At 37.0% G+C, this 8,217-nt stretch carries 7 protein-coding genes and 2 rRNA genes (1 of these 9 running past the window's edge); 3 read left to right on the plus strand and 6 right to left on the minus strand.

All coding sequences use genetic code 11. The annotated features are described in order from the left end of the window. Positions 1-34 precede the first annotated feature (34 nt). Both AC3IF2_RS08565 and AC3IF2_RS08570 read right to left on the minus strand, forming a co-directional pair. Positions 35-580, minus strand: a complete 546-nt coding sequence (locus tag AC3IF2_RS08565; RefSeq protein WP_489166650.1) for a hypothetical protein — start codon at positions 578-580, stop codon at positions 35-37. Positions 581-582: 2 nt separating this feature from the next. Further along, entirely contained in the window at positions 583-2,100 is a 1,518-nt protein-coding gene (locus AC3IF2_RS08570; RefSeq protein ID WP_489166651.1) for a helicase HerA-like domain-containing protein, read from the minus strand. A gap of 118 nt (positions 2,101-2,218) precedes the next feature. Between AC3IF2_RS08570 and AC3IF2_RS08575 the strand changes: the two genes are divergently transcribed. Both AC3IF2_RS08575 and AC3IF2_RS08580 read left to right on the plus strand, forming a co-directional pair. Then, a complete protein-coding gene (locus AC3IF2_RS08575; protein WP_489166652.1) occupies positions 2,219-2,710 on the plus strand; it encodes a RidA family protein in 492 nt (163 codons plus the stop codon). Beyond that, positions 2,710-3,339: a 7-carboxy-7-deazaguanine synthase QueE gene (locus AC3IF2_RS08580; RefSeq protein WP_489166653.1), complete on the plus strand. Its 630-nt coding sequence runs from the start codon at positions 2,710-2,712 to the stop codon at positions 3,337-3,339. Before AC3IF2_RS08575 ends, AC3IF2_RS08580 begins: the two co-directional genes overlap by 1 nt. Here AC3IF2_RS08580 and cmk read toward each other — a convergent pair. Next, on the minus strand, positions 3,336-4,067 hold the full coding sequence (gene cmk / locus AC3IF2_RS08585) for a (d)CMP kinase (protein ID WP_489166654.1): 732 nt from the start codon (positions 4,065-4,067) through the stop codon (positions 3,336-3,338). The two genes, AC3IF2_RS08580 and cmk, sit on opposite strands and share 4 nt — an antisense overlap. Continuing rightward, positions 4,039-5,073 carry a type IX secretion system protein PorQ gene (gene porQ, locus AC3IF2_RS08590; RefSeq protein WP_489166655.1) on the minus strand — a complete coding sequence of 345 codons (1,035 nt, stop codon included), beginning with the start codon at positions 5,071-5,073 and terminating at the stop codon, positions 4,039-4,041. The genes cmk and porQ overlap by 29 nt, the downstream gene beginning before the upstream one ends. Positions 5,074-5,255: 182 nt before the next feature. Between porQ and AC3IF2_RS08595 the strand changes: the two genes are divergently transcribed. Continuing rightward, entirely contained in the window at positions 5,256-6,188 is a 933-nt protein-coding gene (locus AC3IF2_RS08595; protein ID WP_489166656.1) for a hypothetical protein, read from the plus strand. A gap of 50 nt (positions 6,189-6,238) precedes the next feature. Here AC3IF2_RS08595 and rrf read toward each other — a convergent pair. Next, positions 6,239-6,347, minus strand: a 5S ribosomal RNA gene (gene rrf, locus AC3IF2_RS08600). Positions 6,348-6,456: 109 nt separating this feature from the next. Continuing rightward, positions 6,457-8,217: ribosomal RNA gene (locus AC3IF2_RS08605) — 23S ribosomal RNA — on the minus strand; it runs 1,118 nt beyond the window's last position.

The raw sequence follows: 8,217 nt of genomic DNA on the forward strand, positions 1-8,217 counted from the left end.
AATCAGAATATATTTGTCTCCCGAGACTCGCGGGTTAGTCAAACCAAAGCGTAAAATACTTAATCTTAGCCAAATCTGGTATTTGATCTAAACGTACTTTCTGGATACCAAAATCATTTATACCAATATCTTTTTTATCGATTGCAATAGTTACATCTAGTTCATCTATAAATAATACTGCCGAAGAAAATGTAGACTCAACTTTATTCACCGTATAATTATCAATGATGTCTTTAAAAGTAGAATTAAGGTTTAAACCTTTTATTGTTTTATATCTTTTATCAAAGATCTGAATACTTTCTATTGTAGAAGTAGAATCATGCTGTTCTTTTGGGATAAGTGTTAACATGTGCTTACCTCCTTTTACAAATACTTTATATTCGTCATATTCAGAATTTGCAAAATCTCCTTCACCCAGATTAGATACTAACGAGTCTTTAGCAAAAACTTCTTTTAATTCATTTACTTGAGTTTTTGAAGTTAATTTACCTAATTGACCTTTGCTAATGGTATAATTATCTTCTTTTTTACATTGTGCAAATAGTAATGCTATCAACACAAAACCTATTATTCTTTTCATATTTATTTTATTACCTTTTTTAATACTCCTAAAACACCTCTAATAAAAGTAGCACTTGTTACTACTTTCAGTACAGGATTCATTCTAGTGCTTCTTCTAGTTGAAGTTCTTCTTCTAGTTTTTGCGTCTTCTTTAGCTTTACGCTCTTTTTCTTCTTCTTTATTTATACGTTCTATTTTTCCGTTAAGGATTTCATAAGCACTTTCTCTATCAATCTCTTCGTTATATTTTTTTGCAATCTGAGATTTACCTATTTGAGTAGAAAGCTCGGAAGATGTCAAAATATCCATTCTACTCATAGGTGCTCGTAGCATGGTTCTTGCCAATGGCGTTGGAATCCCTTTTTCGTTTAAAGCCGAAACTAACGCTTCACCAATACCCAAACTTGTTAGAACTTCTTTGGTGTCATAATATTCAGAATCAGGATAATTCTCTGCTGTTAGTTTAATTGCTTTTCTATCTTTTGCTGTAAAGGCACGTAGCGCATGTTGTATCTTAAGACCTAATTGGGCCAATACATCCTCTGGTACATCTTTAGGATTCTGTGTTACAAAATATACACCAACACCTTTAGAACGAATCAACTTTACAATATTTTCTATCTGGCTTAATAGTGCTTTAGAAGCTTCTTCAAATACCAAATGCGCTTCGTCAATAAATAATATTAACTCTGGTCTACCAGAATCACCTTGTTCAGGGAAAGTACTATAGATTTCTGCCAGCAACTGCAGCATAAATGTTGAAAATAGCTTTGGTTTGTCTTGAATATCTGTAAGACGTAGAACTGAAATAACACCTCTGTCATTATCATCTACTCTTAATAAATCTTTTACTTCAAATGAGCGTTCTCCAAAGAAAAGATCGCCACCTTGCTGCTCTATCTCTACAACTTTACGCAGAATTGCTCCAGTAGATGCAGTTGACACTCTTCCATACTCTTCTTCTATCTCTTTTTTACCTTCAGATGTAGCAAACTGAATTACTTTTTTAAAATCTTTTAGATCTAATAATGGTAGTTTCTTATCGTCACAATATTTAAATAAGATTGCAACAATACCGCTTTGCACCTCAGTCAAATCTAATATTCTAGATAATAACACCGGTCCAAATTCAGAAACCGTAGCTCGCATGCGTGTACCGTCTTGCTCAGAGATGGTTAATATCTCAACAGGAAAAGGTTTTGGCTCAAATGGTAAACCTATTTTTTGGTGACGCTCATCAATCTTTGGATGCCCAGGGCTAGGTTGTGCCAATCCGCTTAAATCACCTTTTACATCCATCAATAAAACCGGAATTCCTTTTTCAGACAAATTTTCTGACAATACCTGCAAAGTCTTTGTTTTACCAGTACCCGTAGCACCAGCAATAAGACCATGTCTATTTAGTGTTTTTAAAGGTACTTTAACATAAGCATCTGTTATTGTTTCTTCACCTAACATTGCCGCACCAAGGGTGATAAAATCACCTTTAGTTTTGTAACCTTCGTTTATATAATTAAAGAATTCTTCTTTTTTACTCATTAGTAATAGTTGATTTAATTGAAGTCATAAAAATAAGACTTATAATGCCAAATCAAAAATTAACACTCTAATTAAAATACGCTTATTTTGTATCTTCGTTACAACTAACATCAATGTCATGAAAAAACTACCATTATTAATAAGTTTTATAACATTATTTATCTTTTTAGCTTGCAATAATCCTGTAAAGGAAAAAGAAGAAATAAATGAAGTTGTTGAAGCCACTACATCTAAAATTGAATTTTTAGAATCTAAAATCGAGCGCAGAAAAAGTGCTCCGTATTCTGACGCAGTTCGAATTGGTGATATATTGTTCTTAACAGGTCAGGTTGGCTTTAATAACGATTCTTTAAAGATCGTTCAAGGCGGAATAAAAGCAGAAGCTACGCAAGCTCTCGAAAATATAAAGGCTGTACTAGAGTCAAATGGATCAGATCTAGAACATGTTGCTAAGTGTACAGTGATCTTAACCGACAGAAATGACTTTGCTGATTTTAATGAAGTTTTTCGCCAATATTTCCCTAAAAATAAACCTGCAAGAACTACCTTTGTCGCCGATTTAGTAATTGATGCAAAGATTGAGATCGATGTGATCGCTGTGGTTAAATAATGGATAAAAAAACAAAAGATTTAGTAGATAAAGGTGAGATGCTTCCGTTAATGGAAGAATTTTATACCATACAAGGTGAAGGCTATCATACAGGTACTGCCGCTTATTTTATAAGAATCGGTGGTTGCGATGTTGGCTGCCATTGGTGTGACGTAAAAGAAAGCTGGAATGCAGATCTACATCCACCAACACATGCAGATATGATTACTGAAAATGCCAGCAATTATTCTGATACTGTTGTAATTACTGGTGGAGAACCATTAATGTGGGATATGAATTATCTTACAAATAACTTGCAGCAAAAAACTATAAAAACACATATCGAAACTTCTGGAGCATACGCATTAACAGGAAAATGGGATTGGATTTGCCTCTCTCCAAAAAAAACAAAACTCCCTTTAGATGAAATTTATAGTAAAGCTCACGAGTTAAAAATGATCATCTACAATAAAAATGATTTTCAATTTGCAGAAGAGCAAGCTGCAAAAGTTAATAAAGATTGTGTGCTATTTTTACAACCAGAATGGAGCAATCAAGAGAAAATGACGCCCTTATTAGTTGATTATGTGATGGAAAACCCTAAATGGAAGATATCTTTGCAAACGCATAAATATTTGAATATTCCTTAGGCTTCTTCTATTCTCATCAAAGCTAAACTATACACACGTTCAAACTGTTCACGTAAGCCCATATCGCTATTATCAAACTCAACAGCATCTTTAGCTTTTCTAAGCGGCGAATCTTCTCTGGTAGAATCTATCAGGTCACGTTGTTGTACATTTTCTAGCACTTCTTCGTAGTCAACCTTATGCCCTTTATCTAGTAATTCTTTATAACGTCTGTTAGCTCTTTTCTCAGGAGATGCAGTCATGAATAACTTTAATTCCGCCTTGGGGAAAACGACTGTACCGATATCACGACCGTCCATGACCAGCCCTTTATTCTCGCCCATTTTCTGTTGTTGTTCAACTAGCTTTTTGCGCACTTCAGAAATCTCTGAAACCTTACTCACTAATTTAGAAACTTCTATACTTCTAATTTCGCGTTCTACATTCTTCCCGTTAAGGTACATTTCAGAAAATTTAGAATCTCCGCTATAACGAAATTGCAGATTTATTTTCTTAAGATTAGCAATTAATCTTTTAGCATCTAAATAATTGGAAGTCACAAAATCGTGTTGCATAGCATAATAAGTAACCGCCCGATACATGGCCCCAGTATCTACATATAAATAATTTAATTCTTTCGCTAAATGCTTAGCAATGGTACTTTTACCTGTAGATGAAAAACCATCGATAGCAATAATTATTTTCTTCTTTTCTTTCAAATTAGTGTCGTTTAAATCCTTCTCTGGCAAGATCAATATTTAATGAAAATGTATTTGTATTCGATTCTGGGTGAAATTTACTAAATGCATAATTCAACTTAAATCTACCCATTTTTAGACCAAAACCAGCAGTAAATCCTGCAAAAGTTCTACTTTCTGTTAAACGCAATTCTCTACCACGTCTAAAATTATAGCCTAGCCTAAGGTTAAAACCCTTATCGGGAAAAAACTCTGCTCCAACATTAACATGTCGAATAGCATTACCTAAAAACGTAATGTCTTCATTTGTAGTTTCACCACCGATATTGGTTTGACTATCTGAAGGATTTGGCACACCTAACTTCCATCGTTGTAAATTACTCAATGTTAAATGCCATCTTAACGGAATATGTTCTAATTTATAGGATGCACCTACAGCTATTTCTAAAGGTAATTCTTCTCTTGCTTCATCAAACACAGAAACTTGATATCCAACATTTCTAATAACTGCTGTAAACATGTAAGGCTTAAATTCATTGTAATACGATACAGCAAAATCTGCCGCCAAACCGCTCGAAGTAAAGTTTTCTATTTGCGAACTTATAAATTTTACATTTGCACCTACAGAAAAACCATCCCAGGGTAATTGATAGGCATAACCTATTTGAAACGCTAGATCTCTTGCTTTAAAAGTGCCCGTTTCAACACCATTTTCGTCGGCAGCAATAAACTTACCATAATCGACAAAAGTAATACCTGCATGAAATGTTCCTACTCTTCTGGTAAATAAGTGCGCAAAAGATAATGAGCCATAACTCACGTCGGCTAAAAAATCAACATAGTTCAATCCAACTTGATTGTCTATATCGTTCGTTATAATTGAGGGATTCCATAATGGTTGATTAACATCGTTTGTTAGTGTTAAAGTTTCGCCGCCTAAAGAAGCTTGCCTAGCAGATGTTGTTACATTTAAAAAGTTAAATATACGTTCACCTCCTACTTGAGCAAAAGAACTCGTAGAAATAAGTAAGAATAGTAACAAAACAATAACTCTCATATATCACACAAAGAAAACAGAAATATAAAATATAACGTAATTATTTGTATTGAATTTTATAATACAAACTATAATATTAATTACTCTATTTATACAATAAACTATACACTGCACATAATTATTCTTTTTTTCAGCAATCTAAATCTATATCTTATTAGTTTCTAACTAAAACCTTATATAGTATGAAACTTAATCTATTATTGATAGCTTTAACTTTATTTATTATTAGTTGTAAAACAGATAAAAAAACTGACACCGTAACCAAATCTCAGCCCAAAAAGAACAATTTAGTTGAAATTATTACTAATAATATGGATTTTCAGTCTGTTGATACTATTCCATCTGGATGGAATACTTTTAAGTATATTAATAAATCTACACAAGCACATTTCTTCCTTTTAGATAAATATCCTGAAGGCAAAAGACTGGAGCATACGATAAAAGAAGTGGGACCTCCTTTTGATAATGGTATGGCATTGATTATGGAAGGCAAAATGGAAGAGGCAATGGCTGAATTTGGAAAATTGCCAGAGTGGTTTAGTGAAATTGTTTTTACCGGAGGATCTGGATTAGTTTCTCCTCAAACTACAAGTCTAACTACAGTAAAGTTAGATCCAGGTTTATATATAATGGAATGCTATGTAAAAATGGCAAATGGCAAATTTCATACTTCAATGGGTATGGCAAAAGAACTTTGGGTAACGTCAGAAGATAGTGGCAATTCTCCACCCGAAGCAGATGTCAACATTACCATTTCCAGTACAGAAGGTATTAGTTATGATAAAGAAATCACAGAAGGAAAACATGTCTTTAAAGTGTATTATAAAGATCAGATAACTCACGAAAACTTTGTGGGTCATGATGTCAACCTAGTAAAATTAGACTCAACAGCTAATCTAGAGACCTTAGAAGCCTGGATGAACTGGGCAACGCCAACAGGATTGATGGACCCTTTACCAAAAGGTGTCATATTTTTAGGAGGCACAAATGATGCGCCAGCTGATAGTACTCAATACTTTGAAGTTTATCTATCTGCCGGTAATTATGCTTTTATTTCTGAAGTACCAAATGCCTCAAAAAAAAATATGTTAAAAACATTTACAGTAGCTGAATAAGAATAAACAAAAAACTCCTCATTACATAAGTAATGAGGAGTTTTAAAAAAGAAAGGCGATGACCTACTCTTCCACCAGTGGCAGTACCATCGGCGCTGATAGGCTTAACTTCTCTGTTCGGAATGGGAAGAGGTGAGCCCTATCGCTATAATCACCTTAAGCTATTTCGGTTGCTTCAACCGTATAAGTTGACATATTAAAGTAATAATATTATAAATAATCATGCTAAAAAAGAGTTGTCCTTCCCTCCTTGCGGAGGGAAAGATACGTACATAAGCCTATGGGTTATTAGTACTACTTGGCTATGACATTACTGCCTTTACACCTATAGCCTATCAACGTGGTAGTCTCCCACGACCCTTTAAAGAAATCTCATCTTGTGGTGGGTTTCGCGCTTATATGCTTTCAGCGCTTATCCCTTCCCGACGTAGCTACCCAGCAGTGCTCCTGGCGGAACAACTGGTACACTAGAGGTCAGTCCAATTCGGTCCTCTCGTACTAGAATCAGATCCACGCAAATTTCTAACGCCCGCTACAGATAGAGACCGAACTGTCTCACGACGTTCTGAACCCAGCTCGCGTGCCACTTTAATGGGCGAACAGCCCAACCCTTGGGACCTTCTCCAGCCCCAGGATGTGACGAGCCGACATCGAGGTGCCAAACCCCCCCGTCGATGTGAGCTCTTGGGGGAGATCAGCCTGTTATCCCCGGAGTACCTTTTATCCTTTGAGCGATGGCCCTTCCATACGGAACCACCGGATCACTATGCTCTTGTTTCCAACCTGATCGACGTGTATGTCTCTCAGTCAAGCACCCTTATGCCATTGCACTCTACGCACGGTTACCAAGCGTGCTGAGGGTACCTTTAGAAGCCTCCGTTACTCTTTTGGAGGCGACCACCCCAGTCAAACTACCCACCAAGCACTGTCCTCATCTCTGAGTTAGGCTTCAGATAAGCAAAGGGTGGTATTTCAACAATGACTCCACAACGCCTGGCGACGCCACTTCAAAGTCTCCCACCTATCCTACACATTACTTATCCAAAGTCAATACTAAGCTATAGTAAAGGTTCACGGGGTCTTTTCGTCCCGTAGCGGGTAATCGGCATCTTCACCGATACTACAATTTCACCGAGCTCATGGCTGAGACAGTATCCAGATCGTTGCACCATTCGTGCAGGTCGGAACTTACCCGACAAGGAATTTCGCTACCTTAGGACCGTTATAGTTACGGCCGCCGTTTACTGGGGCTTCATTTCATTGCTTCGCCGAAGCTAACAACTCCACTTAACCTTCCAGCACCGGGCAGGTGTCAGGCCATATACATCATCTTTCAATTTAGCATAGCCCTGTGTTTTTGATAAACAGTCGCCTGGATCATTTCTCTGCGGCCCCCCAAAAGGGGGGCGACTCTTCTCCCGAAGTTACGAGTCTATTTTGCCTAGTTCCTTAGCCATGAATCTCTCGAGCACCTTAGAATTCTCATCCCAACTACCTGTGTCGGTTTACGGTACGGGTACTTTATATCTGAAGCTTAGAGGGTTTTCTTGGAAGCGCTTAGGCACACTATCCACGCCGCCGAGGCTTTGTGGTACTATCCTGCTTTAGCAAGTCTTGCGCATTTAACTACAAAACTTATACCTACACAGTTCAACGAACTATTCCGTCAGTTCGCGGTGCTTTCATTACTCCGTCACCCCATCGCAATATAAAGTAGTACTGGAATATTAACCAGTTGTCCATCGACTACCCCTTTCGGGTTCGCCTTAGGTCCCGACTAACCCTCAGCTGATTAGCATCGCTGAGGAAACCTTAGTCTTTCGGTGTGCGGGTTTCTCACCCGCATTATCGTTACTTATGCCTACATTTTCTTTTGTAATCACTCCAGCATACCTCGCAGTACACCTTCAACGCTGATTACAATGCTCCCCTACCCCTTACAGTAAACTGTAAAGCCATAGCTTCGGTAATATACTTATGCCCGATTATTATCCATGCTCGATCGCTCGACTAGTGAGCTGTTACGCAC

The organism is Maritimimonas rapanae (assembly GCF_057837205.1).

Coding starts and splice junctions, on each gene's coding strand:
- AC3IF2_RS08580 (WP_489166653.1), top strand. CDS start 2,710: ATGGATAAAAAAACAAAAGATTTAGTAGATAAAGGTGAGATGCTTCCG.
- porQ (WP_489166655.1), bottom strand. CDS start 5,073: ATGAGAGTTATTGTTTTGTTACTATTCTTACTTATTTCTACGAGTTCT.
- AC3IF2_RS08570 (WP_489166651.1), bottom strand. CDS start 2,100: ATGAGTAAAAAAGAAGAATTCTTTAATTATATAAACGAAGGTTACAAA.
- AC3IF2_RS08595 (WP_489166656.1), top strand. CDS start 5,256: ATGAAACTTAATCTATTATTGATAGCTTTAACTTTATTTATTATTAGT.
- AC3IF2_RS08575 (WP_489166652.1), top strand. CDS start 2,219: ATGAAAAAACTACCATTATTAATAAGTTTTATAACATTATTTATCTTT.
- AC3IF2_RS08565 (WP_489166650.1), bottom strand. CDS start 580: ATGAAAAGAATAATAGGTTTTGTGTTGATAGCATTACTATTTGCACAA.